This is a genomic window from Pseudomonas sp. D4-21 (genome assembly GCF_051132125.1).
In the GTDB taxonomy this organism is placed as follows: domain Bacteria; phylum Pseudomonadota; class Gammaproteobacteria; order Pseudomonadales; family Pseudomonadaceae; genus Aquipseudomonas.
On record NZ_CP071664.1, the window covers coordinates 4157030 to 4182952 of the forward strand.

Here is a 25923-nt window from a genome sequence, read left to right on the forward strand (position 1 = left end):
CGACGAAGCGTGTTGTTTTTCCGTCACGCTGGTTTCACATCGCCATGATTGCCCGGCTATTGTGCCGATCCCCCCCTCTATATACTAGTGGGCTGCAAGGCTGCCCGACCCGTCAAACGGATGTCCGGCGCCAACCCCTCACGGGTCGCTTTGAGCGGAAATCATTCGAATGAGCCAACAGTTCCAACATGATGTTCTGGTAATCGGCAGCGGTGCCGCCGGATTGAGCCTGGCGTTGACTTTGCCCGCGCATCTGCGCATCGCCGTGCTGAGCAAGGGCGACCTGGCCAACGGCTCGACGTTCTGGGCCCAGGGCGGCGTCGCGGCCGTGCTGGATGACGCCGACACGATCCAATCCCACGTCGACGACACACTCAACGCTGGCGGCGGGCTGTGCAATCAGGATGCGGTGCGCTTTACCGTCGAGCACAGCAGGGAGGCCATCCAATGGCTGATCGACCAAGGCGTGCCATTCTCCCGCGATGAGCAGTCCGGCACCGAAGATGGCGGCTTTGAATTTCACCTGACCCGCGAGGGCGGCCATAGCCATCGGCGGATCATCCATGCCGCCGATGCGACCGGCGCGGCGATTTTCAAGACGCTCCTGGCCCAGGCCAGGCAACGGCCGAACATCGAGTTGCTGGAGCAACGGGTCGCGATCGATCTGATTACCGAAAAACGCCTGGGTCTGAACGGTGATCGCTGCCTGGGCGCCTATGTGCTCAACCGTGGCACGGGCGAAGTCGACACCTACGGCGCGCGCTTCGTGATCCTGGCCTCCGGTGGCGCGGCCAAGGTCTACCTCTACACCAGCAACCCGGACGGCGCCTGCGGTGACGGCATTGCCATGGCCTGGCGTTCCGGTTGCCGGGTGGCGAACCTGGAGTTCAACCAGTTCCACCCGACTTGTTTATATCACCCGCTCGCCAAGAGTTTTTTGGTGACCGAGGCCCTGCGCGGCGAAGGCGCGCACCTGAAGCTGCCCAACGGGGAACGCTTCATGCAGCGCTTCGATCCCCGCGCCGAACTGGCCCCACGGGACATCGTTGCCCGAGCCATCGACCATGAGATGAAGCGCCTGGGCATCGACTGCGTTTACCTGGATATCAGCCACAAGCCCGAAGCGTTCATCAAGAGTCATTTCCCGACGGTCTACGAACGCTGCCTAGAATTTTCCATCGACATCACCAAGCAGCCTATCCCGGTGGTGCCGGCGGCGCATTACACCTGCGGCGGGGTCATGGTCGATCAGTTCGGTCGCACCGACGTCCCCGGCCTGTATGCCATTGGCGAAACCAGTTTTACCGGGCTGCACGGCGCCAATCGCATGGCCAGCAATTCGCTGCTGGAATGTTTTGTCTACGCCCGCTCGGCAGCGGCCGACATCCTTGAGCAATTGCCGCGCATCGACATACCTGCCGCCCTGCCCTCGTGGGATGCCAGCCAGGTCACCGACTCGGATGAAGACGTCATCATCGCCCACAACTGGGACGAACTGCGGCGCTTCATGTGGGACTACGTTGGGATCGTGCGCACCAACAAACGCTTGCAACGGGCCCAGCATCGGGTACGACTGCTCCTCGATGAGATCGATGAGTTCTACAGTAACTACAAGGTCAGCCGGGACCTGATCGAACTGCGCAACCTCGCGCAAGTGGCCGAATTGATGATTCGCTCGGCGATGGAACGCAAGGAAAGTCGAGGGCTGCATTACACCCTCGATTACCCGGACCTGTTGCCCGAGCCATTGGATACTATCCTGGTGCCGCCCACCTACGCCGGCTGAACCTGAGCCGCACTCGCAGGCGTCGGTGCACATCCGGCGCCAGCGCATCACGGGGCACACACAGCGAGCGGACCCGCCGCTCGCCCTGGAGCCGAAAGCGCAACACGACGATTATCGGCAATGCGAGGCTATCGGGCCGCAACTGCACCGATTGCCAGCCGCCGTCGGAGCTCCATAGCTGCCAGCCACCGGCATCGCGACGCAAGCCGCGAAACGCCTGTCGATGGGTCAGCAGCAGGTGTCGCGGCAGTACCCAGGCGCCATGGCCCAGGCACAGTATGATGCCGACGGCTGCGAACCCGGGTGGGACGGCCAATAGCAACAACGAGCCAAGGGCGAACAGCTGCGCCAGCAGATAGGCCGCCAACAACTGCCCGGAGGCGCGCCAGCGGCATTCGAAGCGATTACTTGGGTTGGACACGGTCCAGGATCATCCGGACCATGCGCTGCAACTCCGGATCTTCGGACTCACTGCGTTCCATGAACCAGCCGAACATGTCCTGGTCCTCACATTCCAGCAGGCGGACGTAGCATGCACGGTCAACCTCATTGAGGTGGGGGTAGACCTCCTTCACGAAAGGCACCAGCAACACGTCAAGCTCAAGCATGCCGCGGCGGCTGTGCCAGTAGAGGCGATTCAGTTCAACATCTTCGACCATGGAGCGCTCCTCAAATAGGGCGCAAGTATACAGGCCCGGCCGTGGCGGAACACACGGCTTTGTCGGCCGTCGACGATCCTTTGGCAACTACCCATTTCAAGGGCGCCCCCTTATGATGTCCACCAGACTTTTTTACCCTGCGATGACCCATGGCTGATTCCGCTTTTTTCTGCACCCTGTCCCACGAAGGCATTCTCGCGGTCCGCGGCGTGGATGCCGGTAAATTCCTGCAAGGCCAATTGACCTGCAATCTCAATTACCTGAGCGACAGCCGGGCCAGCCTCGGCGCCCGCTGCACACAGAAAGGCCGGATGCAATCAAGCTTCCGGATCCTGCTCGAGGGCGACGGCGTACTCATGGCGATGGCCAGCGAGTTACTCGAACCGCAACTGGCGGACCTGAAAAAATACGCGGTGTTTTCCAAATCCAAACTCACCGATGAAAGCCCGGCCTGGGTTCGCTTCGGACTGGAAAACGCTGACGCCGCCCTCAGCGAACTGGGCCTGGAGCTGCCGGCCGACACCGATAGCATGGCACGCCATGAATCCTTGATCGCCATCCGCGTATCCCCGGGCCGCGCCGAACTCTGGGTCCGCGCCGAACAGGCCGATACGCTGCGCGCTCGCCTGGGCTCGCAACTGGGCGAAGGCGACTTGAACCGCTGGCTGCTGGGCCAGGTTCGTGCGGGAATCGGCCAAGTCATGGCGGCCACACGCGAACTGTTCATTCCTCAGATGCTCAACCTGCAGGCCGTTGGCGGTGTCAGCTTCAAGAAAGGCTGCTATACCGGCCAGGAAATCGTCGCGCGCATGCAGTACCTCGGCAAGCTCAAGCGTCGCCTGTATCGCCTGCAACTGGACGCCACCGAGTTGCCGGAGCCTGGCACCCCGCTGTTTTCCCCTACGCATGGCAGCTCGATCGGCGAGGTCGTCATTGCTGCCCGGGCCGAGCAGAATATTGAGCTGCTGGGAGTGTTGCAGGCCGAAGCCGCCGAGGATGGCAATTTGCACCTCGGTGCTTTGGAAGGACCCGCGCTACAATTGCTGGACTTGCCTTACGAACTGGACCGCGACCGCGAAATCCAGCGTTGATCGCAACATTTTGTCGCAACACCTAGAGAACCGAAATGAGCGATTTGGCGGATAAGGTCCAGCGGGATTTGGTGGCGGCCATCGATAAGGACGACCTGGTCCTGCCCACACTACCGGAAGTGGCCATGCAGATTCGCCGGGCCGCGGAAGATCCGGAGATCAGTGTCAGTAACCTGAGCAAAGTGATCGGTCGTGACACGGCACTCTCGGCGCGCCTGATAAAAGTGGTCAACAGCCCGCTGCTACGCGCCACGCAGGAAGTGACGGACTTGCACACGGCCATCACTCGGCTGGGCGTCAACTACAGCAGTAACCTGGCGATTGGCCTGGTCATGGAGCAGATATTCCATGCCCGCTCCGATGTCGTGGAACAGAAGATGCGTGAGGTGTGGCGCAAGAGCCTGGAGATCGCCGGTGTCAGTTATGCGCTATGTCGCAGCTATACCCACCTCAAGCCTGACCAGGCCGCGCTGGGCGGATTGGTCCATCAGATCGGCGTGCTGCCGATCCTGACGTACGCCGAAGACAACAACGAATTGCTGTCGGATCCAATCAGCCTCAACCACGTCATCGAGACGATTCATCCCGTGTTGGGGGACAAGCTGCTCAGCGTCTGGGAGTTTCCGGAACGATTGATGAGGTTGCCGGGGTTGTATCTGGATTTCACCCGGGATTCGGAACAACTCGATTACGTCGACCTGGTGCAAGTCGCCGCACTGTACTGCTACAAGGACTCCGACCATCCGCTGAGCAGAATCGACGTATTTGGCGTCCCCGCGATCAAGAAGCTGGGCATTGACCTGGACAACCACGACCGCTGCGCGGATCTGGAAGAAGCGCGGTCGATGTTTTACTGACAAAGCCCGTTGTGGCGAGGGACTTTGCTCCCTTTCCACGGGTTTTGCATTGCCTGGCTTAGCCGGGGATAAAACTCACCCGCACCTTCAGCCCACTCTCCTGCCCGTCATGCAGGGTGATCTGGGCCAGATGCGCGCGACAGATTTCCCCGACGATCGCCAATCCCAAGCCAGAACCGGCCACTTGCTGGTTGCGTCGATAGAAGCGCTCGAATACTCGCTCGCGCTCAGTCTCAGGAATGCCGGGGCCGTCGTCCTCGACTTCCAGGATCGCCGGCGCGATCACCCGCAGGATGACGTTGCCACCCGAGGGGGTGTGGGCCAGGGCGTTGTCCACCAGGTTGCTCAACAGTTCGTTCAGCAACGTCGGTTCGCCCCGCAACCAGACGGGCTCATCGGCCTCCAGCGCCAACGCGACCCCACGGGCATGGGCCAAAGGTGCCATGGCCATGCCCAGCTCACGGGCGAGCTGGCTCAGGTCGAGCAATTGCGCGCCGCCCTCGGCAATCGCCCGGGCGCCATTTTCCACCCGGGCCAATGACAGCAACTGGTTGGCCAGGTGGGTCAAGCGGTCGGTGCCCTGGGCGGCGGTCTCCAGGGTTTGGCGCCACGTGGCCGGTTCGCTGGCGCGCAGGCCCAGCTCCAGGCGAGCCTTGAGGGCGGCCAATGGCGTTCGCAGCTCATGGGCGGCGTCGGCAATGAATTGCGCCTGACGCTCGAATTGGCCGCGCAGGCGCTCGGTGAAGTGATTGAGTGCCCGTACCAGCGGCCATAACTCATGTTGGACTTCCACCAGCGGCAGCGGTCGCAGATCGTCTGGCTGCCGCTCTTCCACCGCCGTGCGCAAGCGTTCCAGGGGACGCAGCGCGGCACTGACCGCGAACCACACCAAAAGCAGCGCACCCACCGCCAGCATGCCCAACCGCAGCAAGGTATCGGCCATCAAGCTGCGCGCCATGCTGACCCGCGCCTCTTCGGTTTCCGCCACGCGGATTTCCGCCATGCCGTTCATCTCCGGCTCGCTCACGGCCTTGAGCAGGCTTACGACGCGCACATTCTGGCCCTGATAAGAGGCGTTATAGAAGCGCGCCAGCGCGGGGTAATCGTCCGTGCGCGGCGTACCCGGCGGCGGGCCAGGAAGATTTTCGTACCCGGAGATCAGCTTCTGGTGGATATCGTTGACCTGATAGTAGATACGCCCGGCGCTGTCATAGGCGAAGGTGTCCAAGGCCACGTACGGCACGTCCGCACTCAGGGTGCCGTCTCGCTGGGAAAGCCCGGCGGCAATGGTCCGGGCCGAAGCCAGCAACGTCCGGTCATAGGCAGTATCGGCCGCTTCGCGACCATTCCAATAGGCACTCAGCCCACTGGCGAGCATCAGCACCACCAGCAGCGATGCAAGGTTGCGAAGGAGCCGCCAGCGCAGGCTGTCGGGCTTATGCATCACGGGTTTCCAGCAAATAGCCCAGGCCCCGGAACGTCACGATCGCCACCGCATGGCCATCGAGTTTCTTACGCAGCCGATGAACGTAGATCTCGATGGCGTCGGGGCTGGCCTCTTCGTCCAGGCCAAACACCTGGGCGGCCAGTTGTTCCTTGCTCATCACCCGCCCCGGTCGAGCTATCAACGCCTCCAGGACCGCCTGCTCGCGGGAGGTCAAGGTCATCAGTTCCTCATCAAGGGTAAAGCGGCGGGTGTCCAGGTCGTAGACCAACCCACCGCAGCGCTGCTGGCGCTCGCCCCCGAGTACGCTACGGCGCAGCAACGCCTTGACCCGGGCTTCCAGCTCGGTCAGTTCGAATGGCTTGGCCAGGTAATCATCGGCGCCGAGGTTCAGGCCGTGGACGCGGTCCTTGACGTCGCTGCGCGCGGTCAACATCAGCACCGGCAAGGTCTTGCCCCGCGCCCGCAAGCGCGCCAGCACTTCGAAACCGTCCATGCGCGGCAGCCCCACATCTAGAATCGCCACGGCGTATTCCTCGCTGCTCAGGGCCAGGTCAGCGGCCACCCCATCGTGCAGCACGTCCACTGTCAAACCCGTGCTCTTGAGCGCCTGGGCGACACTTTCGGCCAGCTGCAGATGGTCTTCGACGAGCAGAACACGCATGGGTTTTTCCTCGATTCAGGGATGGCCGGCGCCATTCTTTGGCGCGGAGTTTACAGCCGCATCCGCCACTGTGAAGCCAAAAATCATCCTGAAAGCTTTTGAAAGGTTAGCGAAAGGTTGGGTCGTTAGAGTCGCTCCACGGACAGTTTCGACTGCCGGTCGCGACACACCTCGCGAACGAAAAACGCCACGAAGCGTTTTCGCCGAATAAAAACAATAAGCGGAGTATTCACCATGCTGTCCATACAGCTCCAGGCTTCAATGCCCACCCGCCTTTGCTGCCCCAACCAGACTACCCTTGCCTGTGCCTCTGCGCAGACCGAACTGCTGCGTCTTTGAAACGCGTTCAGGGGTCTGCACCGTACATGTTCTGCGAAGCCTGATTTGAAACACAAAACAACAACTCCTGTGGAGACAAAAATGAACCTAGCACTGCGTAAAGTAGCCCTTGCCGTCGGATGCCTGATGCTCGCCGGGCAAACGCTCGCCGCTGATTCGTCCAAAGAGCCGAAGCGCCCTGAGTGCATCGCCCCCGCCGCACCCGGCGGTGGTTTCGACCTGACCTGCAAATTGGCGCAAAGCGCACTGGTCAATGAAAAGCTGCTGACCAAGCCGATGCGCGTCACCTACATGCCCGGCGGTGTCGGCGCGGTGGCCTACAACGCAGTGGTTGCGCAGCGCCCGGCAGACGCCGGCACGCTGGTGGCCTGGTCCAGCGGCTCGTTGCTGAACCTGGCGCAAGGCAAGTTCGGCCGTTTCGATGAAACCAATGTGCGCTGGCTCGCTGCCGTCGGCACCAGCTATGGCGCCATCGCGGTGAAAAGCAATTCGCCCTACAAGAATCTCGACGATCTGGTACAGGCTCTGAAGAAAGATCCTGGCTCGGTGGTGATCGGCTCTGGCGGCACCGTCGGTAGCCAGGATTGGATGCAGACCGCTTTGATTGCCAAGGCTGCCGGTATCGACCCGCGCAAACTGCGCTACGTGGCCCTTGAAGGCGGCGGCGAAATCGCTACCGCTCTGCTCGGCGGTCATATCCAGGTGGGCAGTACGGACATCTCCGACTCCATGCCACACATCCTGAGCGGCGACATGCGTCTGCTGGCCGTATTCTCCGATAAGCGCCTGGAAGAGCCGGAAATGAAAGACATCCCGACCGCCGTGGAACAAGGCTACGACATCCGCTGGCCGGTGGTACGTGGCTTCTACCTGGGCCCGAAGGTCACCGATGAGGAATACGCCTGGTGGAAAAACGCCTTCGACAAACTGCTGGCCTCCGAAGAGTTCGCCAAGCTGCGTGACCAGCGCGAACTGTTCCCGTTCGCCATGACCGGTCCGGAGCTGGACACCTACGTGAAGAAGCAAGTGGCCGACTACAAGATGCTGGCCAAAGAGTTCGGCCTGATCCAGTAATCGCCCCTGTCTCGCGGCGGCGTCGGCACAACCGGCGCCGCCCAGGAGTTAGTCATGCTCGTCATCCAACGTATTGTTGCCGCGGTGCTGCTGCTGGCCTGTATCGGCCTGGCGCTGATGGCCTGGCCTTATCAGGCCGCCTTTTCCTATGAACCGGTCGGCCCGCGCGCCTTTCCCCTGCTGATAATCGGGCTGATGGGGCTGGCGCTGCTGTACATGCTGTTTCGTCCTACCCCCGTGGTGCACAGCGAAGACGACCCGCAACTGGACCGTGAAACCCTGCAGAAAATCGGCATCTGCGTTTTGCTGCTGTTGGTCTTCGCCGGAACTTTCGAACCCCTGGGCTTCATCCTCGCCAGCATTGTCACCGGCGTGCCGATGGCGCGCCTGTACGGCGGCCGCTGGGTACCGAGCGTAGTGATCATCAGCCTGATGGCCATTGGTCTTTATCTGTTGTTCGACAAGCTGATGGACGTGCCGCTGCCCCTGGGCCTGCTCGACGTCCTGGAGAATTGATATGGATACCCTGAATTATCTCGGCCAGGGTTTTGGCGTTGCATTGACTCCCTACAACCTCGTCACCGCGTTGAGCGGCACCTTGATCGGCACCGTCGTAGGGCTGCTGCCGGGCCTGGGCCCGATCAACGGCGTGGCGCTGCTGATCCCGATCGCCTTCGCCCTGGGCCTGCCGCCGGAGTCGGCGTTGATCCTGTTGGCGGCCGTTTACCTGGGCTGCGAATACGGCGGGCGTATCAGCTCGATTCTGCTCAACATCCCGGGCGAAGCGTCCACTGTAATGACCACGCTGGACGGCTACCCAATGGCTCGCCAAGGCCTGGCCGGGGTCGCTTTGTCACTGTCGGCGTGGAGTTCGTTCCTCGGCGCGCTCATTGCCACCTGCGGCATGGTGCTGTTTGCTCCCTTGCTGGCCAAATGGGCAATTGCCTTCGGACCGGCGGAATACTTCGTACTGATGGTGTTCGCCATCGTCTGCCTGGGCGGCATGGCCGGTGATCGACCGCTCAAGACGTTCATCGCGGCGCTGATCGGCCTGTTCCTGTCGTGCGTCGGCATCGACGCCAACAGCGGCGTCTACCGCTTCACCGGTGACAACATTCACTTGACCGATGGCATCCAGTTCGTCGTGCTGGTGCTGGGCCTGTTCTCCATCAGCGAGATTCTGTTGCTGCTGGAAAAAACCCATCGCGGCCAGGAAGCTGTGAAAGCCACCGGGCGGATGATGTTCAACGTCAAGGAAGCTGCCTCGGTGTTCTGGGTGAACATGCGCTGTGGCGTGCTCGGTTTCATCATGGGCGTATTGCCAGGTGCCGGCGCGACCTTGGCCAGTGCCGTAGCCTATATGACTGAAAAACGCATGGCCGGTGCCACCGGTACGTTCGGCCAGGGCGACAAGCGTGGGCTCGCGGCGCCGGAAACCGCCATCGGTGGCGCAGCCTGCGGCGCCCTCGTGCCTATGCTGACCCTCGGCGTTCCCGGCTCGGGCACCACGGCGGTCATGATCGGCGCGCTGTCGCTGTACAACATCACCCCCGGCCCGCTGCTGTTCCAACAGCAACCGGACATCGTCTGGGGCCTGATCGCCTCGTTGTTCATCGCCAACGTCATGCTGGTGATCCTCAACATCCCTATGATCCGCGTGTTTACGCGCATCCTGGCGGTGCCGAACTGGGCGCTGGTGCCGGTCATCGCAATCATCACCGGGATCGGTGTCTATGCGGTACACGCCACCACGTTCGACCTGTTCCTGATGATCGGCATCGGTATCTTCGGCTATATCCTGCGCAAGCTTGAGTTCCCGCTGTCGCCAGTCCTGCTGGGCTTCATCCTTGGCGGCCTGATGGAGCAGAACCTGCGTCGTGCGTTGTCGATCTCCAACGGCGCGCTGGAAATCCTCTGGTCGAGCCCGATCACCTTCGGTTGCTGGGTCCTGACCGCAATCATGTTGTTCCTGCCGCTGCTGCGCATCTGGCGTCGCCGCAGTGCCCAGCGTCGTGCCCTGGCCAATGCCTGAGACGACAACTTTCAGACAATGGTGGGGAACACCGCTGGTCGGTCTGGCCGGCGGTTATCTGGCCAGCCTGATCGGCTGGCCCTTGCCCTGGATGGTCGGCTCGCTGTTGGCGATCATCCTGGTGCGCTGCCTCACGCCGTGGCAATTGATGGAAATCCCCGGCGGCCGCAAATGCGGCCAATGGGTGGTGGGCATCGGTATCGGCCTGCACTTTACGCCAGTGGTGATGGAGCAAGTTCTGAGCCACTTCGGCCTGATTTTCTTCGGCGCGCTGATCACCAGCGTGTCCAGCGTGGTGAGCGTGTGGCTGATGCGCCGCACCGGCGAGGACCGCGCCACCGCTTTCTTTTCCAGCATGCCAGGCGGTTCCGGCGAGATGGTCAACCTCGGCGCCCGCAACGGCGCGATGCTCAGCCATGTCGCCGCGGGCCAGAGCCTACGCGTGCTGGTGGTGGTGCTGTGCGTTCCCGCCGCCTTCAAGTACCTGCTGGGCGAAGGCACCCCACTGCAACACGCCACGACAGTGGACTGGATGTGGCTGGCGATCCTGTTCCCGGCCGGCGCACTGCTCGCCTGGATCTGGGAGCGCCTGCGCCAGCCCAACCCATGGCTGTTCGGTCCGCTGTTGGTCAGCGCGGCGGTGAGCATCGGCTGGGATTTGCACATCGGCCTGCCCGACGGCGGTAGCCAGATCGGCCAATGGCTGATCGGCAGCGGCCTGGGCTGTCATTTCAACCGGCAGTTCTTCCGCCGGGCACCGTCGTTCATGGGGCGTACATTGGTTGGCACGGTATTGACGATGCTGATCGCCACGCTCGCGGCCCTGGGCCTGAGCACCTTGACTCACCTGGATTTGCGTTCGCTGACCCTGGGCATGATGCCCGGTGGCATCGCGGAGATGAGCCTGACGGCGGAGACGTTGCAATTGTCGGTGCCGTTGGTCACGGCGTTGCAGGTGATGCGGCTGCTGTTCGTGCTGTTCCTGGCGGAGCCGTTGTTCAGGTATTGGATGCGCAAGACAGGTTCAAGCTTGTAACCGAGTTGCCTCATCGCGAGCAGGCTCGCTCCCACGGGAGTCTGCGGCGAGTATCCATTTGGCGTCCCACCACAAAACCTTTGTAGAAGCGAGCCTGCTCGCGATGGGGCCCGCTCGACTAGCGCGTCAAACCGGCGGCAACCGCCACTCGATCGGCTTCTCGCCGTGCTGCTCCAGAAACTTGTTGGCCCGGCTGAAATGCCCGCAACCAATAAAGCCCCGATGGGCCGACAGCGGTGACGGATGCACCGAGGTCAAGACCAAATGCTTGGTCGCATCGATCAGCTTCTGTTTGCTCTGGGCATGGGCGCCCCACAGCAGGAACACCAGGTTCGACTGGTGTTCGCTGACCACCTCGATGACCCTGTCGGTAAAGTGCTGCCAACCTTTCTTGGCGTGGGCGTTGGCATTGGCGCGTTCAACGGTCAGGGTGGTATTGAGCAGCAATACGCCCTGTTCGGCCCAACTTTGCAAATAACCGTGGTTGGGAATGTCGATGTTCAGGTCGCGCTTCAATTCCTTGTAGATATTCACCAGCGATGGCGGTGTCGGCACGCCCGACTGCACCGAGAAGCACAAGCCATGTGCCTGGCCCGGCCCGTGGTAGGGATCCTGGCCGAGGATCACGACCTTGACCTTGTCCAGCGGAGTGGAATTGAGGGCGTTGAAAATCAACGGGGCCGGAGGGTAGATCTCCTTGCCGGCGGCGTATTCACTGCGCAGGAATTCGCGCAACTCTGCCATGTAGGGCTGGTCGAACTCGGCACGCAGTGCCTGCTTCCAGCTGGGTTCGAGCTTGATACGGTCGTCAGCGGTCATGGTTGTACCCGGTAAAAACAATGGGCGCACCCTAGGAAAGCCCACAAGGCTTGTCAATTGATCTGACACGGATCCGGCACTTTCCCGTACAGCAGTCATACTGATCATTCAATTTCTGATCGAGGTCACGATGAATCTGCACTTCGAAGAACTCACCGGCATCGATGGCGCGCGCCTGGGCATCGCCACCCTGGACGCCGAAAAATCCTTGAACGCCCTCTCCCTGCCAATGATCAACGCCCTGCGTGATCGGCTCGACACCTGGGCCAGGGACCCGCAGATAGTCTGCGTATTGCTGCGCGGCAAAGGTGCCAAAGCGTTTTGCGCCGGTGGCGAGGTCCGCAGCCTGGCAGAAGCCTGCCGCGCCCACCCCGGCGAGGTGCCGCCGCTGGCCGCGCAATTCTTCGCCGCCGAATATCGCTTGGACTTCAATCTCCATACCTACCCCAAGCCATTGCTGTGCTGGGGCCATGGCTACGTGCTCGGCGGCGGCATGGGATTGCTGCAAGGCGCGAGCACGCGGATCGTCACGCCGAGCAGTCGGTTGGCGATGCCCGAAATCAGCATCGGGTTGTACCCGGATGTAGGCGCCAGTTGGTTCCTGTCGCGCCTGCCGGGCAAGCTGGGCCTGTTTCTCGGCCTGACCGGTGCCCACATGAACGCGCGCGACGCCATCGACCTGGGCCTGGCCGATCGTTTTTTACTCGATGAGCAGCAGGACGACCTGATCGAGGGCTTGTTGCAACTCAATTGGCAGGAACAGACCGAGATGCAACTCAACAGTCTGCTCAAGGCCTTGCAGCAAGAAGCGCTGACCCAGTTGCCCGAAGCCCAGTGGTTGCCCCGTCGGCACAAAATCGACGAATGGCTGGATGTCAGTGACGTCCGCTGCGCCTGGAAGGCCCTCAGCTTGCTGGTGGAGCATCCTGATCCGCTGATCGCCCGCGCGGCCAAGACCATGACCGAGGGCTCGCCGTTGACGGCGCACCTGGTCTGGGAGCAGATCAGCCGGGCGCGGCATTTGTCATTGGCCGGTGTGTTCCGCATGGAGTACACCTTGAGCCTGAACTGCTGTCGCCATCCGGAATTCAGCGAAGGCGTGCGGGCGCGATTGATCGACAAGGATCACAAACCCCACTGGCACTGGCCGGACATCAATCATGTACCGGAAGCAGCGGTGCAAGCGCATTTTCACAAGGTGTGGGAGGGTCGGCATCCGTTGGCGGATTTGTCCAACGAATAACCGAGCCAGAATCATATCCGCGCAGGAGAAAACTCACTCCCACAGAGGTCATCCCGCCGGATTTATCGCAGGCACAAAAAAAGCGGCGCTTCATGCGCCGCTTTTGCTGCCTGTCCTTTACCGATGGTTGCCTCGCCCATCATGACCACGTCCTCGATGGTCATGTCCGCGGTCACGCCCGCCCCGGCCACGACGGTCATCGTTCCAGCCGCCTCGATCGCGACCATCCCAGCCGCCTCGGTGTGGATAAGGCCGGTACGCCGCTCGCGGTGGCGAGTAATAGCGCGGGCCATGTTGGTAGTAGCGCGGGGCCGAGTAATAACGGGGCGCCGGTTGGTAGTACCGTGGGGCGTAATAGCCCCGTGGGGCCGAGTAATACCCACCGCTGTAATAGGCCGGCGCTGGTGAGGTATAGACCTCTGAACGATAGTAGCTCGAGCCTCCGTCATAGTAAGGCACGCATGCCGAAAGAGTCAGACCAAGAAACGCAATGAGGAGCAGTCGTCGATACATGGCGGCCTCCTGGACCGCGAATGGGCCGCACCAGCGACGCTGATGGGCGGCAGTCATCTATTGGGGTGACTGACGATTAATCTGACAGCGAAATCGGAATCTGGTGCGACCTGGCAACAACTGGAAACATGTCCCTCGTCGCCCTCTTCCGGTGCGCGACAGCACCACAACCAAGCACAAATCCGCCCCCCGATCATTGCTCCCTCAGACCCACCCCCTCTGGCCCGGGCCTCTGCCCGAATTGGCACGGCTCTCGCTTTACCAATCCCGTGCAGGAGTCATCACAGGTTCGCGGCACCACAATTTGCAATGGCTGACTAGGGTTCCGGCTCGCCTCTGGCGAGTGGCTGGTCCGAGAGTTGGCGACCTCCAGTTGAGGTTACACGGCGGGACAAAAGCCCGGGAGACAAGACACCGTTCGCGGTGCCGCGTTGCTCCTGTCCGCCCTTGATCAACTGGAGAACCACCATGTTCAAGCTTCGTCTGTCCGCCCTGCTCGTCGCCGTCCTCTCGGCCTTCCTGAGCTTCTCATCCGCCGCCACGCAAAAAGACCACTTCAGCGTCTGCTGGACCATTTATGCCGGCTGGATGCCCTGGGAGTACGCGGGCAGCCAAGGCATCGTCGACAAGTGGGCAAAAAAGTACGGCATTACCATCGATGTCGTGCAGCTCAACGATTACGTTGAATCCATCAACCAGTACACCGCCGGCCAGTTCGACGGCTGCACCATGACCAACATGGACGCCCTGACCATTCCCGCCGCCGGCGGCGTGGACAGCACCGCGCTGATCGTCAGCGATTTCTCCAACGGCAACGACGGCATCGTCCTCAAGGGCGAAGGCAAGAAAGTCGACGATCTTAAAGGCATGGACGTCAACCTGGTGGAACTGTCGGTGTCCCATTACCTGCTGGCCCGTGCCCTGGATTCGGTCGGCCTCGCCGAGAAAGACCTGAAAGTCGTCAACACCTCCGACGCTGACATCTCCGCTGCCTTCAACACCGACCAGGTCAAGGCCGTCACCACTTGGAACCCGATGCTTTCGGACATCAAGGCCCAGCCGGGCGTGAGCGAAGTGTTCAACTCCAGCCAAGTGCCCGGCGAGATCATGGACATGATGGTGGTCAACACCCAGACCCTGAAAGACAACCCAGCCCTGGGCAAGGCCTTGACCGGCGCCTGGTTTGAAGTGGTGGCGCTGATGAACGCCAGGAACGCTGCCGCCAACGCTGCGCTGGAACACATGGCCAAAGCGTCGGGCACTGACCTCAAAGGTTTCCAGGCGCAACTGGACACCACCAAATTGTTCGCCACGCCCACGGAAGCGCTGGCCTTCGTCACCAGCGAACAACTGCCCGCCACCATGGGCAAGGTGGCGGCATTTTCGTTCCAGCACGGCTTGCTGGGCGAAGGCGCCAAGGACACCGATGCGGTCGGCATGGCGTTCGCCAATGGCGTGACTCGCGGCGACAAGGCCAACCTGAAGCTGCGCTTTGATCCGACCTACGTACAGCTGGCCGCCGACGCCAAGCTGTAAACCGGAGGAGCTGGCATGCGCCTGATCAACCGCTACCCGGACCGTCCCAGCCGCTTGTTGCTGGTGATCCTGCCGTTCGCGTTGGTGCTGTTCGCCTACTTCATGGGCTCTGCCGAACGGTTGACGGACAACCCCAACGACAAGCTGCTGCCCAGCGCCGGGCAGATGGCCGATGCGGTGAAACGCCTGGCCTTTACCGCCGATGCGCGCAGTGGCGACTACCTGCTCTGGCAAGACACCGCGTCGAGCCTGCGCCGGTTGGCGATCGGCCTGGGCATCAGCGCCCTGGTCGGGCTGTGCCTGGGCATCGCGGCTGGCACGCTGCCGCTGTTGGGCGCACCGCTTTCACCGTTGCTCACCGTGGTGTCGATGGTGCCGCCATTGGCGATTCTGCCGATCCTCTTCATCGTCTTCGGCCTGGGGGAACTGTCGAAAGTGATGCTGATCGTGATCGGCATCACACCGTGTCTGGCCCGGGACTTGGAACAGCGCGCCCGGGAGATTCCCCGTGAGCTGCTGATCAAGGCCCAGACCCTCGGCGCGTCAACCTGGACTCTGATCTTGCGCGTGGTCCTGCCGCAACTGCTGCCACGCTTGCTGATCTCCCTGAGGTTGATGCTGGGTTCGGCCTGGCTGTTTCTGATCGCCGCCGAAGCCATCGCGTCCACCGATGGGCTGGGTTATCGGATTTTCCTGGTGCGTCGTTACTTGGCGATGGACGTGATCCTGCCGTACGTGGTGTGGATCACCCTGCTCGCCTGGCTGATGGACTGGGGTCTCAAGCGCCTGACCCGTCGAGCGTTTCCTTGGTACGAGGGAGCGCAGGCATGAGTTTTATCTGTGTGAACAATGTCTGGCAGCAATACGCCGATCAGGTCGTGCTGGAACGCTTGAACCTGAACGTCGCCGAGGGTGAATTTTGCACCTTGGTGGGCGCATCGGGTTGCGGCAAGTCGACTTTCCTGCGCTTGCTGCTCGGCCAGGAGCGCGCCAGTCGCGGACAGATCCTGCTGGACGGCGAACCCTTGGCGGGCGAGCCGGATGCGAGCCGGGGCGTAGTGTTCCAGCGCTATTCGGTGTTCCCGCACCTGACGGTGCTGGACAACGTCGCCCTGGGCCTGGAGTTGCCGCGCTCGCCGATGCTGGGGCGTTTGTTCGGCAGTGCCAAACGCCAAGCTCGCGAAGAGGCTGCGCAACTGTTGGACAAGGTTGGCCTCGGCCACGCGCTGGACAAATACCCGGCGCAGCTCTCCGGCGGCATGCAGCAACGGCTGGCGATTGCCCAGGCGTTGATCATGAAGCCCCGGGTCCTGCTGCTGGACGAACCGTTCGGCGCCCTCGACCCGGGCATTCGCAAAGACATGCACGCCCTGCTGCTGGAACTGTGGCGCGAAACCCGGCTGACGGTATTCATGGTCACCCATGATCTGTCCGAAGGTTTCAGCCTCGGCACACGCCTGCTGGTGTTCGACAAGGTCCGCGTCGATCCACACGCCCCTGGCGCCTATGGCGCACGCATCACCTACGACATTCCATTGAACAGCGACCGTCGCACCGCCCGTGCCGCCGTCGACGCCCTGCCCGCCGAACTGGCCGGCACGCTGCGTATCGCTTGAAAGGAGCTTTTCCATGACCGATTCGATCCAAGTGTTTCCCCCCTTCGCTGAAGAGATTCTGCCCGGCGGCGGCCACCGTTCCTTCGTGCTCAAGCGCGGCCAACTGCTGCGCCTGACCGACCTTCGCGGCGGCGCCAACGTGAGCCTGACGCTGCTCAACGCCAACGAAAAAACCGAACGCCTGAACCTGCCGGACAGCCTCAAGTGCCAACACACCGCCAAGCTCACCGCCGGCCATTGCCTTTATTCCGACATGGGCCGGGTATTGGCGGCGATCACCGTCGACACCTGCGGCTGGAGCGACAGCCTGGGCGGTGTGCTCTGCGCCGAGGAAGTCGATGATAAATATGGCCAGGGCCGCTATCAGGAACTGCGCAACGGCTTCTTTCGCAACGGCACCGACAACCTGTTGGTGGAACTGGGCAAATGGGGGCTGGGCCTGTCCGACCTGCTGATGACCCTCAACCTGTTCAGCCGGGTCGATGTCGACGAGGCCGGCCACTTTCATTTCGTGGAAGGCAACTCCAAGGCGGGCGACTACATCGAGTTGTACGCGCCAATGGACACCTTGGTGGTGCTGACCGCATTGCAACACCCGATGGACCCGAACCCGCAATACGCCCCGCAGCCGCTCAAGCTCAGCTGGATGAATGCCAACCCCAGCGTCGCCGAACACTGCCGCCTTTCGCGCCCGGAAAACCAGCGGGGCTTCATCAATACCGACCGCCTGTTCGCCTGAGGATCGTCGCCATGTCACTCGCCATCGCCACCGCACACAAGCACGCCGAGACCGCTGTCTACCGCGCCACGATTCCCGCCGGGGAACCCTGGCTGACCGAGGTCAAGGCCGGCCAGACCCTGCGCATCCTGGACCTGGAAGGCAACCAGGCGGTCGATACGCTGTTCTACAGCCTGGCCAACCCCAAGGAACGCTACGACGTGCAACGCACCCTGCGCCGGCAGAACAGCGTTTATCTAAGTACCGGCAGCGTGCTGTACTCCAACCTCGGTCGACCGATGCTGACGATCATCGAAGACACCTGCGGACGTCACGACACCCTCGGCGGCGCCTGCGCCCAGGAAAGCAACACCGTGCGCTACGCCCTGGAAAAACGCTACATGCACAGCTGTCGCGATAACTACCTGCGGGCCTGCGCCCACGACGGCCGCCTCGGTAAAGGCGACATCGGGCCGAACATCAATTTCTTCATGAACGTACCGGTGACCGCCGAGGGCGGCCTGACCTTCGAAGACGGGATCTCGGCACCGGGCAAATACGTCGACCTACGGGCCGAGATGGACGTGATCGTCCTGATCTCCAACTGCCCGCAGTTGAATAACCCATGTAACGCCTATAACCCCACGCCTGCGGAGCTTTTGATATGGAACTGAAACTCATGCGCCTGCGCCGCTGGCTGTTCGCGTTGTGCCAGAGCCGGTCGGGGCAGTGCATTAAATAAAGACAATTTTACGACCCCCCAATCCCCTGTGGGAGCGAGCCTGCTCGCGATAGCGGTCTGTCAGTCACATTGATGTTGAATGTACCACCGCTATCGCGAGCAGGCTCGCTCCCACAAAGGGAGGATTGGTGTTCGGAGATATTTGCCGCCGGGGACGACCCCGGCGGCCATCGAAAACTGCGGGACGGCCCGCATCCCAGTTCAGGCAGCACCCATGCCTGAGGGGGTAATGCCATGTTCGAAAAAATCCTCATCGCCAACCGTGGCGCTATTGCCTGCCGCGTCCTGCGGACCTTGCGCGAGCTGAATGTCCAAGGCATCGCGGTGTACTCCCAAGCGGACGAAGCCAGCCTGCACATCCTCCAGGCCGACGAAGCCCACTGCCTGGGCGAAGGCGCGGCGGCGGGCACCTACCTGGCGGTGGATAAGCTCCTGGCAATCGCCAAAAGCAGCGGCGCGAAGGCGATTCATCCCGGCTACGGTTTCCTCTCGGAAAACGCCGCTTTCGCCGAAGCCTGCGAGGCCGCCAGTATCGCCTTCATCGGCCCCACGCCGGAACAACTGCGGGTGTTCGGCCTCAAGCACACCGCCCGAGACCTGGCCAAGCGGCACGGCGTGCCGCTGCTCGAAGGCACCGAACTGCTCGACAGCCTCGACGCCGCGCTGCTGGCCGGAACGCAGGTCGGTTACCCGGTAATGCTGAAAAGTACGGCTGGCGGCGGTGGGATTGGCATGCGTGTGTGCCGTAGCGCCGCCGAATTGAGCGATTCCTTCGAAGCGGTCAAGCGCCTGGGACAAAACAACTTCAGCGACGCCGGCGTGTTCATCGAAAAATACATCGAACGGGCACGGCACCTGGAGGTGCAGATCTTCGGCGACGGCCAAGGCCAAGTGATCGCCCTCGGCGTGCGCGACTGTTCGGTGCAGCGGCGCAACCAGAAGGTCATCGAAGAAACGCCCGCGCCCAACCTGCCCGAGGGCATGGCCGACGCCCTCTGCGCAGCGGCGATCAAACTGGCCCGGGCAGTGAACTACCGCAGCGCGGGCACCGTGGAGTTCGTCTACGACAGCGACGCCGGGCGCTTCTACTTCCTGGAAGTAAACACGCGCCTGCAAGTGGAGCACGGCGTTACCGAGCAGGTATGGGGCGTGGACCTGGTGCGCTGGATGGTGCAACTGGCCGCCGGCGAACTGCCGCCCTTGAGCGAGCTGAGCCTGGGCCTGAAAGCCGAGGGCCACGCGATCCAGGCGCGCCTGTATGCCGAGGATCCGGGCCGGGATTTCCAGCCGAGCCCGGGCCTGTTGACCGCCGTGAAATTCCCCCACGCCGACGGGCAACAACTGCGCATCGACACGTGGGTCGAGGCCGGCTGCCAGATCCCGCCCTATTTCGACCCGATGATCGCCAAGGTGATTCGCTGGGCGCCGACCCGTGAACAGGCGCGCTTGGGATTGCATCAAGCGCTGGACGAAAGCCTGCTCTACGGCGTGGAAACCAACCGCATCTACCTGCAACAAATTCTTCTCGACGCGCCCTTCGCCGGCGGCCAGCCCTGGACGCGCTGCCTGGAAACCCTGGCCTATCGCGCCAACACCTTCGAAGTGCTCAGCCCTGGCACCCAGACCAGCGTGCAAGATTACCCGGGCCGCCTCGGTTATTGGGCCGTGGGCGTACCGCCGTCGGGTCCGATGGACAGCCGCTCGCAGCGCTTGGGCAATCGCCTGCTGGGCAATGACGAAGGCGCGGCGGCCCTGGAAATCACCATGAGCGGGCCGGTGCTGCGCTTCAATTGCAACGCCCGGGTGGCGGTGACCGGTGCGCAAATTGCCCTGACCCTGGACGGCGAAGCGGTGCCGATGAACGCCCCGCTGTCGATCAATCCCGGATCCACTCTGGCCCTGGGCACCATCACCGGCGCCGGGGCGCGCAGCTATGTGTGCCTGCAAGGTGGCTTGCAGGTACCGAATTACCTCGGCAGCAAAAGCACCTTCACCCTCGGCCAGTTTGGCGGCCATGGCGGACGGGCGCTGTGTACCGGCGATGTGCTGCACCTGGCTGCGCTGGATGAGCACGCCGTGTTGCCGACAGTGGACGAGCCGCCTCTGCTGTTGCCAGCCGTGCGGCAAATCCGGGTGATCTACGGCCCCCATGGCGCGCCGGAATATTTCACCGAGCGCTACATCCAGACGTTTTTCGATACCTCCTGGGAAGTGCATTTCAACTCCAGCCGAACCGGCGTGCGACTGATCGGGCCCAAGCCGCAATGGGTGCGCGCCGACGGCGGCGAAGCAGGCCTGCACCCGTCCAATATCCATGACAATCCCTACGCCATTGGCGCCGTGGACTTCACCGGCGACATGCCTGTCATCCTCGGCCCCGACGGCCCTAGCCTGGGTGGCTTCGTCTGCCCGGTGACGGTGATCGAGGCGGACCTCTGGCAGTTGGGGCAGCTCAAGGCGGGGGACAAGGTGCGGTTCGTACCGGTGGATCTGAAGACCGCCCGCTCCCTTGCATTGAAATGGGATCAATGTGGGAGCGAGCCTGCTCGCGAAGGGGCCAGTTCAACCACCGCGTCGACTTCTTCGCGAGCGGGCTCACTCCCACAGGGGATGGTGTCGCCTGTGGTATTGGACATCGGCCAGGACGATACCCGCCTGGTCGCACGCCTGTCCGGCGACACCCATCTGCTGCTGGAAATCGGCGCACCCGAACTGGACCTGGTGCTGCGCTTTCGCGCCCACGCCTTGATGCAGGCGCTGGAACAAAAACACCTGCACGGCGTGATCGACCTGACGCCTGGCATCCGTTCGCTGCAAGTGCATTACCAACCCGAACAACTGCCTCTGGCCGAACTGCTGGCAATCGTCGCCGGCGAGTGGGGCGCCGTGTGCGCCGCGCGAGATCTTCAAGTGCCGTCGCGCATCGTTCATCTGCCACTGTCCTGGGACGATCCGGCCTGCCAATTGGCCATCGAAAAATACATGACCACCGTGCGCAAGGACGCCCCTTGGTGCCCAAGCAACCTGGAGTTCATCCGCCGCATCAATGACCTGCCGAACCTCGACGAGGTCCAGCGCACGGTCTTTGACGCCAGCTACCTGGTGATGGGGCTGGGAGACGTCTACCTCGGCGCGCCGGTCGCCACCCCGCTGGACCCGCGTCATCGCCTGGTGACCACCAAATACAACCCGGCACGGACCTGGACCGCGGAAAACTCGGTGGGCATCGGCGGCGCCTACATGTGCGTGTACGGCATGGAGGGTCCCGGCGGCTATCAGTTCGTCGGGCGCACGTTGCAGATGTGGAATCGTTATCGGGACGTCGCCGCGTTCGATGGCAAGCCCTGGTTGCTGCGGTTCTTCGACCAGATCCGCTTCTACCCGGTCAGCGCCGATGAGCTGTTGCGCATCCGCCGGGATTTCCCGCTGGGCCGCTTCGACCTCAAGATCGAGCACAGCCAACTCAACCTCTCGCACTACCAGCATTTCCTGGCCCGGGAAGCGGACAGCATCGGCGCATTCCGCCAGCAGCAACAACGTGCCTTCAACGCCGAGCGTGAGCGCTGGATCGCCAGCGGCCAGGCTCATTTCGACAGTGAGGAACCGACACTCGCGCCGAGCGAAGATGCGTTGCTGGGCGCGGGCCAACTGAGCGTCGACAGCCACATCGCCGGCAATCTCTGGCAAGTCCAAGTGCAGGTGGGTACGCGAGTTGCTGCCGGTGACGTACTGGTCATTCTGGAGTCCATGAAGATGGAGATCCCGGTGCTTGCGCCCATGGCCGGCGTGGTACGTGAAGTACGCGTCCAACCCGGTTCGGCGGTGCGCGCAGGGCAGCGTGTCGTGGTGCTGGAACGTGACTGAACTCAATCAAAGGATTAACGCGATGAACCTTTCTCTGCGCCTGGACAACCTTCGCGACGCCTATCGCAAAGGGGAAACGACACCCCGCCAGTTGCTGCTGGCCCTGCGGGAAAAAGCCGCTGCGCTCAACCCGGACTACCACCTGTTCATTCACCTGCTGTCGCCCGAGGAGCTGGAGCCTTATCTGGCGGCCCTGGAAAGTCGCGACCTGGACAGCTTGCCGTTGTATGGCGTGCCGTTCGCCATCAAGGACAACATTGACCTGGCCGGCATTCCCACCACGGCCGCCTGCCCGGCGTTTGCCTACGTACCGCAACGTTCGGCCACGGTGGTCGAGCAGTTGCTGGCGTTGGGCGCTGTTCCCCTGGGCAAGACCAACCTCGATCAGTTCGCCACCGGGCTCAACGGCACCCGCACCCCCTACGGTGCCTGCCGCAACAGCGTGCTGGCGGATTATCCGGCGGGTGGCTCGAGTGCCGGCTCGCCGCTGGCGGTGGCCCTGGGTGTGGCAAGCTTTGCCTTGGGCACCGACACCGCGGGCTCCGGCCGGGTGCCCGCGGCGCTGAACAATCTGGTCGGCCTGAAAGCCACCAAAGGTTTGGTTTCCACCGCCGGCGTGGTGCCGGCCTGCCGTACGCTGGACTGCGTGACGACCTTCACCGCGACGGCGCGGGAAGCCAGCCAGCTGTTGGCATTGACCGCGCATCTCGACCCGCGCGACGAATACAGCCGCCGCAACCCGCAATGGAACGACGGCTCGGCGTTCGGCGCGCCACGGCGCTTTCGTTTCGGTGTGCCTCGCTGGCAAGACCTGGAATTTTTTGGCTGCGACGAAGGCCCACGGTTGTTCCGCGACGCCATTGAGCGACTCGAACGTCTGGGCGGCGAAGCCGTCGAGCTGGACCTGTCGCCCTTCCTCGAAGCGGCGCGCTTGCTGTATGAGGGGCCTTGGGTTGCCGAGCGCTACAGCGTTGCCGGGGACCTGATCGAGCGCGACTCCAGCGCGGTACTGCCGGTCATCCGCGCCGTGCTGGCGAAAGCGCCTACCGTAACGGGTGTAGAAACTTTCCGCGCCCAGTACCGTTTGCAAGCGCTCAAGGCCCAGTGCGACCGAACGATGGAAGCCCTCGACTGCGTGCTCACCCCCACCATCGGGCGCCCGGTGAACCTCGCCGAACTCGCTGCCGAACCGCTGCAGCGCAACGCTGAACTGGGTTATTACACCAACTTCATGAACCTGCTGGACTACGCCGCCGTCGCCGTGCCCAGCGCCTTCATGGCCAGCGGTTTGCCTTGGGGCGTGACGTTGTTCGGCCGGGCCTTCACCGATCAATACCTGCTGGGCGTGGCCGACGCCTTGCAGCGTCAGCAACTGGATGACTTGCCAACCCCCGCCAATCCCGCGCGCCATGATCGGGCTCGGCTGGTGGTGTGCGGCGCGCACCTGGAGGGTTTGGCGTTGAATTGGCAACTCAAGCAGCGTGGGGCCCGGCTGGTCGAGGTCAGCCAAAGCTCACCGGATTATCGGCTCTATGCCCTCGCCGGCGGCCCGCCAATGCGCCCCGGCATGCTTCGGATTGGCGAGGGAGGCATGGCGATCGAGGTGGAGATCTGGGATCTGCCAACCAGTGAACTGGGCTCGTTCCTGACCGGTATCCCCGCACCGCTTGGGTTGGGCAAGGTGCAATTGGCCGACGGGCGCTGGGAAAGCGGTTTCATCTGCGAGCCGTATGGCCTGGACGGCGCACAGGACATCAGCCATTTGGGCGGATGGCGGGCTTATTTGCGAACCCTGGAATCGCGATGAACCGGTGGCGAGGGAGTCCGCTCCCTCGCCACCGTTTCACAAATCGCAAATCCAGGGGCTCCTTTTCTCACAAGGCCACTAAACTGATTCCATCGGGTCACTCCTGAGGAATCGCCATGTCGCTTCGTTCGCCGCTGTATTCCCAGCGCTCACCGGTGCTGATGCTCGCCGTTTTGCTGGGTGCCGCCTTCCTGCTGACTTCGCTGTTGGCTTATTACGCCGCCAACACGTCACTCAAGGACAACATCCTCAAGGCGTTGTACGTCAACCTCCTGATTGGCCTACTGGTCACGGTGACGGTGTTCGTCATGCTTTATCGGCTGATCGCCAGTTTCCAACGCCGGATCGACGCCCAAGCGATTCTGGATGGGCTGACGGAACTGCCCAATCGCCGGGGCTTCGACCTGCTGGCGGTGCAAGCGCTGCACGAAGCCCAGCGAGAACCCAAGCCCTTGAGCGCGTTGTTGCTGGAGGTGGATGCTTTCAAACAACTGGATGCCACCCACGGTCATGTCGTCAGCGACCAATTGCTGAGCGGTTTCGCCCACGACCTGACCGACACCTTGCGGCACTCGGACATCGTGTGTCGGTGGGGCACAGACGCCTTCGTCATGCTACTCAAGGACACCGATGGACAGAACGGTCTGAAAATCGCTGAGAAAATTCGCCAGCGCATCGAGTTGCAGCGCTACTTTTGCAGCGGGAAACAATTGCAGGTCACCGTCAGCATCGGCCTGACCACCTTGCAGGACAAAGACACCTTGCATAGCCTGCTGTCCCGAGCCGATCATGCGCTGCAACGCGCCCGACAAACCGGCAGCAACCGAACCTGCGTGGAAATGCCTCACTCCAGCTATGAATGAACCTGACCATTGCCCGGCCTGCGGCGGCGCCAACGACTGCACCCTCGCCGATCCGAGGACCGCCGACCGCGCCTGCTGGTGCTATGGCGTCAGCATCGACCCGGCTGTGCTCCTGGCATTGCCGGCCGATCTACGGAACAGATCCTGCCTGTGCCCACGGTGCGCTCAGGTCGACGACCAGCTGCGCGCCAATCCGCGACCGATCGCGTAATATTGCGCCCCCGCTTCCTGGCCTGAACGTCCCATGCGCGTTGACCGTTTCCTCAGTAATCTGCCGCGTTTCAATCGGCAGCAGGTCCGCCTGCTCCTGGTGGGGCGTCGGGTGCGTATCGATGGCCAGACCGTCACCGACCCACACGCGCCGGTGCGCGAGTTCAGCCGCGTCGAAGTCGATGGTGACGTATTGCAAGCAGGCCGACCCGCGCGGTACTTCATGCTGCACAAGCCGCCTGGCTGCGTCAGTGCCACCCGCGATCCACAGCACCGCACCGTGCTCGATCTACTGGACGAGCCGGACAAGGACGACTTGCACATCGCCGGCCGCCTGGATTTCAACACCACCGGGCTGATGCTGATCACCAACGACGGCAGTTGGTCGCGGCGCCTGACCCAACCGCAAACCAAACTGCCGAAGGTCTACTACGTCGAGACCGAGCAGCCCCTCACCGCCGAGTACGCCCCCACCTTTGCCAAAGGCCTGTATTTCGGATTCGAAGACCTGACCACGCAACCGGCGCAACTGACGCTGCTAGGGCCGAAGTCCGCGCGATTGAGCATCGTTGAAGGTCGCTACCACCAGGTCAAGCGCATGTTCGGTCACTTCAATAACAAGGTGCTGCGCCTGCACCGCGAGAGCATGGGCCCCCTGGTGCTGGACTCGGATCTCGAGCCCGGTCGCTACCGTGCCCTTGGCCCCGAGGAAATCTGCCTGGTCTGAGCCAACGACCGCTGGGCAGAAGTGCCGGACAATTTTCAAAGAGCACTTGCGCAACGCTCGACCCCCTGCTTGAATCAAACCGTCGGCCGAAATGTGACCGACGAGTCACCTCATACCTCTAAGAAACTTTTTGCCGGCTGGAGCCCCCAGGTTCCGCCCCATCCCTCCGGCAAACTGCCCGCCATAACAATACCCGTCGACCGAATGTCATGGATCGACATGGGCCTTATCTTCCAGGCGTATGCCTACCTGTCACATTGCCCGTGCAATCTCATTGCGCGCA

Annotated in this window: 23 protein-coding genes, 1 pseudogene and 1 riboswitch; of the genes and pseudogenes, 18 read left to right on the plus strand and 6 right to left on the minus strand. The window is 62.5% G+C overall.

Features of this window, described 5'->3' with window-relative positions:
• The first annotated feature begins 169 nt into the window (after positions 1–169).
• On the plus strand, positions 170–1786 hold the full coding sequence (nadB, locus tag J3Q04_RS18490) for an L-aspartate oxidase (RefSeq protein WP_434610099.1): 1617 nt from the start codon (positions 170–172) through the stop codon (positions 1784–1786).
• Here nadB and J3Q04_RS18495 read toward each other — a convergent pair.
• Positions 1755–2207 (minus strand): protein YgfX, encoded by a 453-nt coding sequence (locus J3Q04_RS18495; protein ID WP_434610097.1) that lies wholly within the window; start codon positions 2205–2207, stop codon positions 1755–1757. The two genes, nadB and J3Q04_RS18495, sit on opposite strands and share 32 nt — an antisense overlap.
• Positions 2191–2445: a succinate dehydrogenase assembly factor 2 gene (locus J3Q04_RS18500; RefSeq protein ID WP_003184348.1), complete on the minus strand. Its 255-nt coding sequence runs from the start codon at positions 2443–2445 to the stop codon at positions 2191–2193. Before J3Q04_RS18500 ends, J3Q04_RS18495 begins: the two co-directional genes overlap by 17 nt.
• A gap of 149 nt (positions 2446–2594) precedes the next feature.
• Between J3Q04_RS18500 and J3Q04_RS18505 the strand changes: the two genes are divergently transcribed.
• Positions 2595–3536 carry a YgfZ/GcvT domain-containing protein gene (locus tag J3Q04_RS18505; RefSeq protein ID WP_434610095.1) on the plus strand — a complete coding sequence of 314 codons (942 nt, stop codon included), beginning with the start codon at positions 2595–2597 and terminating at the stop codon, positions 3534–3536.
• A gap of 35 nt (positions 3537–3571) precedes the next feature.
• The gene (locus J3Q04_RS18510; RefSeq protein WP_420766712.1) at positions 3572–4393 is read left to right on the plus strand and encodes an HDOD domain-containing protein; all 822 of its coding nucleotides are present in this window, start codon (positions 3572–3574) and stop codon (positions 4391–4393) included.
• A gap of 58 nt (positions 4394–4451) precedes the next feature.
• Here the strand turns inward: J3Q04_RS18510 and J3Q04_RS18515 are convergent, their stop codons facing one another.
• Positions 4452–5837: a sensor histidine kinase gene (locus J3Q04_RS18515; protein WP_420766713.1), complete on the minus strand. Its 1386-nt coding sequence runs from the start codon at positions 5835–5837 to the stop codon at positions 4452–4454.
• The gene (locus J3Q04_RS18520; protein WP_420766714.1) at positions 5830–6501 is read right to left on the minus strand and encodes a response regulator; all 672 of its coding nucleotides are present in this window, start codon (positions 6499–6501) and stop codon (positions 5830–5832) included. Before J3Q04_RS18520 ends, J3Q04_RS18515 begins: the two co-directional genes overlap by 8 nt.
• A gap of 420 nt (positions 6502–6921) precedes the next feature.
• Here J3Q04_RS18520 and J3Q04_RS18525 point away from each other — a divergent pair, with 420 nt between their 5' ends.
• From J3Q04_RS18525 to J3Q04_RS18540, 4 genes are read left to right on the plus strand one after another with little or no spacing between them, the layout of a single operon-like run.
• Entirely contained in the window at positions 6922–7914 is a 993-nt protein-coding gene (locus tag J3Q04_RS18525) for a Bug family tripartite tricarboxylate transporter substrate binding protein (protein WP_434610092.1), read from the plus strand.
• A gap of 54 nt (positions 7915–7968) precedes the next feature.
• Positions 7969–8430, plus strand: coding sequence for a tripartite tricarboxylate transporter TctB family protein (locus J3Q04_RS18530; RefSeq protein WP_434562810.1), 462 nt, complete (start codon positions 7969–7971; stop codon positions 8428–8430).
• 1 nt (position 8431) lies between these two features.
• On the plus strand, positions 8432–9946 hold the full coding sequence (locus tag J3Q04_RS18535; RefSeq protein ID WP_420766717.1) for a tripartite tricarboxylate transporter permease: 1515 nt from the start codon (positions 8432–8434) through the stop codon (positions 9944–9946).
• Complete coding sequence (locus J3Q04_RS18540) at positions 9939–10982, plus strand: AbrB family transcriptional regulator (RefSeq protein WP_434562808.1); 1044 nt, start codon at positions 9939–9941, stop codon at positions 10980–10982. The genes J3Q04_RS18535 and J3Q04_RS18540 overlap by 8 nt, the downstream gene beginning before the upstream one ends.
• Before the next feature lie 126 nt (positions 10983–11108).
• Here J3Q04_RS18540 and ung read toward each other — a convergent pair whose 3' ends face one another.
• Positions 11109–11801 (minus strand): uracil-DNA glycosylase, encoded by a 693-nt coding sequence (gene ung / locus J3Q04_RS18545; protein ID WP_434562806.1) that lies wholly within the window; start codon positions 11799–11801, stop codon positions 11109–11111.
• 130 nt (positions 11802–11931) lie between these two features.
• On the opposite strand from ung, the gene J3Q04_RS18550 reads away from it, so the two are divergent.
• Entirely contained in the window at positions 11932–13044 is a 1113-nt protein-coding gene (locus J3Q04_RS18550) for an enoyl-CoA hydratase/isomerase family protein (protein ID WP_420766720.1), read from the plus strand.
• A gap of 117 nt (positions 13045–13161) precedes the next feature.
• On the opposite strand, the gene J3Q04_RS18555 is transcribed toward J3Q04_RS18550, so the two are convergent.
• A complete protein-coding gene (locus J3Q04_RS18555) occupies positions 13162–13557 on the minus strand; it encodes a hypothetical protein (protein WP_420766721.1) in 396 nt (131 codons plus the stop codon).
• 306 nt (positions 13558–13863) lie between these two features.
• Positions 13864–13965, plus strand: a riboswitch (guanidine-I (ykkC/yxkD leader).
• Between the two features lie 60 nt (positions 13966–14025).
• On the opposite strand from J3Q04_RS18555, the gene J3Q04_RS18560 reads away from it, so the two are divergent.
• The 10 genes and pseudogenes from J3Q04_RS18560 (at position 14026) to J3Q04_RS18605 (ending at position 25640) form a co-directional block, all read left to right on the plus strand.
• Positions 14026–15093 carry a putative urea ABC transporter substrate-binding protein gene (locus J3Q04_RS18560; protein WP_434610088.1) on the plus strand — a complete coding sequence of 356 codons (1068 nt, stop codon included), beginning with the start codon at positions 14026–14028 and terminating at the stop codon, positions 15091–15093.
• Between the two features lie 15 nt (positions 15094–15108).
• Positions 15109–15924: an ABC transporter permease gene (locus tag J3Q04_RS18565; RefSeq protein WP_434610086.1), complete on the plus strand. Its 816-nt coding sequence runs from the start codon at positions 15109–15111 to the stop codon at positions 15922–15924.
• Positions 15921–16709: an ABC transporter ATP-binding protein gene (locus J3Q04_RS18570; RefSeq protein WP_434610084.1), complete on the plus strand. Its 789-nt coding sequence runs from the start codon at positions 15921–15923 to the stop codon at positions 16707–16709. Before J3Q04_RS18565 ends, J3Q04_RS18570 begins: the two co-directional genes overlap by 4 nt.
• 13 nt (positions 16710–16722) lie before the next feature.
• The gene (locus J3Q04_RS18575; protein WP_434610082.1) at positions 16723–17448 is read left to right on the plus strand and encodes an urea amidolyase associated protein UAAP1; all 726 of its coding nucleotides are present in this window, start codon (positions 16723–16725) and stop codon (positions 17446–17448) included.
• 11 nt (positions 17449–17459) lie between these two features.
• On the plus strand, positions 17460–18101 hold the full coding sequence (locus J3Q04_RS18580) for an urea amidolyase associated protein UAAP2 (protein WP_434610080.1): 642 nt from the start codon (positions 17460–17462) through the stop codon (positions 18099–18101).
• A gap of 302 nt (positions 18102–18403) precedes the next feature.
• Positions 18404–22033 (plus strand): urea carboxylase, encoded by a 3630-nt coding sequence (gene uca, locus J3Q04_RS18585; RefSeq protein WP_434610078.1) that lies wholly within the window; start codon positions 18404–18406, stop codon positions 22031–22033.
• A gap of 22 nt (positions 22034–22055) precedes the next feature.
• The gene (gene atzF / locus J3Q04_RS18590) at positions 22056–23840 is read left to right on the plus strand and encodes an allophanate hydrolase (protein WP_434610076.1); all 1785 of its coding nucleotides are present in this window, start codon (positions 22056–22058) and stop codon (positions 23838–23840) included.
• 245 nt (positions 23841–24085) lie between these two features.
• Positions 24086–24703, plus strand: a pseudogene (locus J3Q04_RS18595) (GGDEF domain-containing protein); the annotation flags it as partial.
• A complete protein-coding gene (locus J3Q04_RS18600; protein WP_434610074.1) occupies positions 24696–24914 on the plus strand; it encodes a cysteine-rich CWC family protein in 219 nt (72 codons plus the stop codon). The pseudogene J3Q04_RS18595 and the gene J3Q04_RS18600, both read left to right, overlap by 8 nt.
• 33 nt (positions 24915–24947) lie before the next feature.
• Positions 24948–25640, plus strand: a complete 693-nt coding sequence (locus tag J3Q04_RS18605; protein ID WP_434610071.1) for a pseudouridine synthase — start codon at positions 24948–24950, stop codon at positions 25638–25640.
• The last annotated feature ends 283 nt before the right edge of the window (positions 25641–25923 follow it).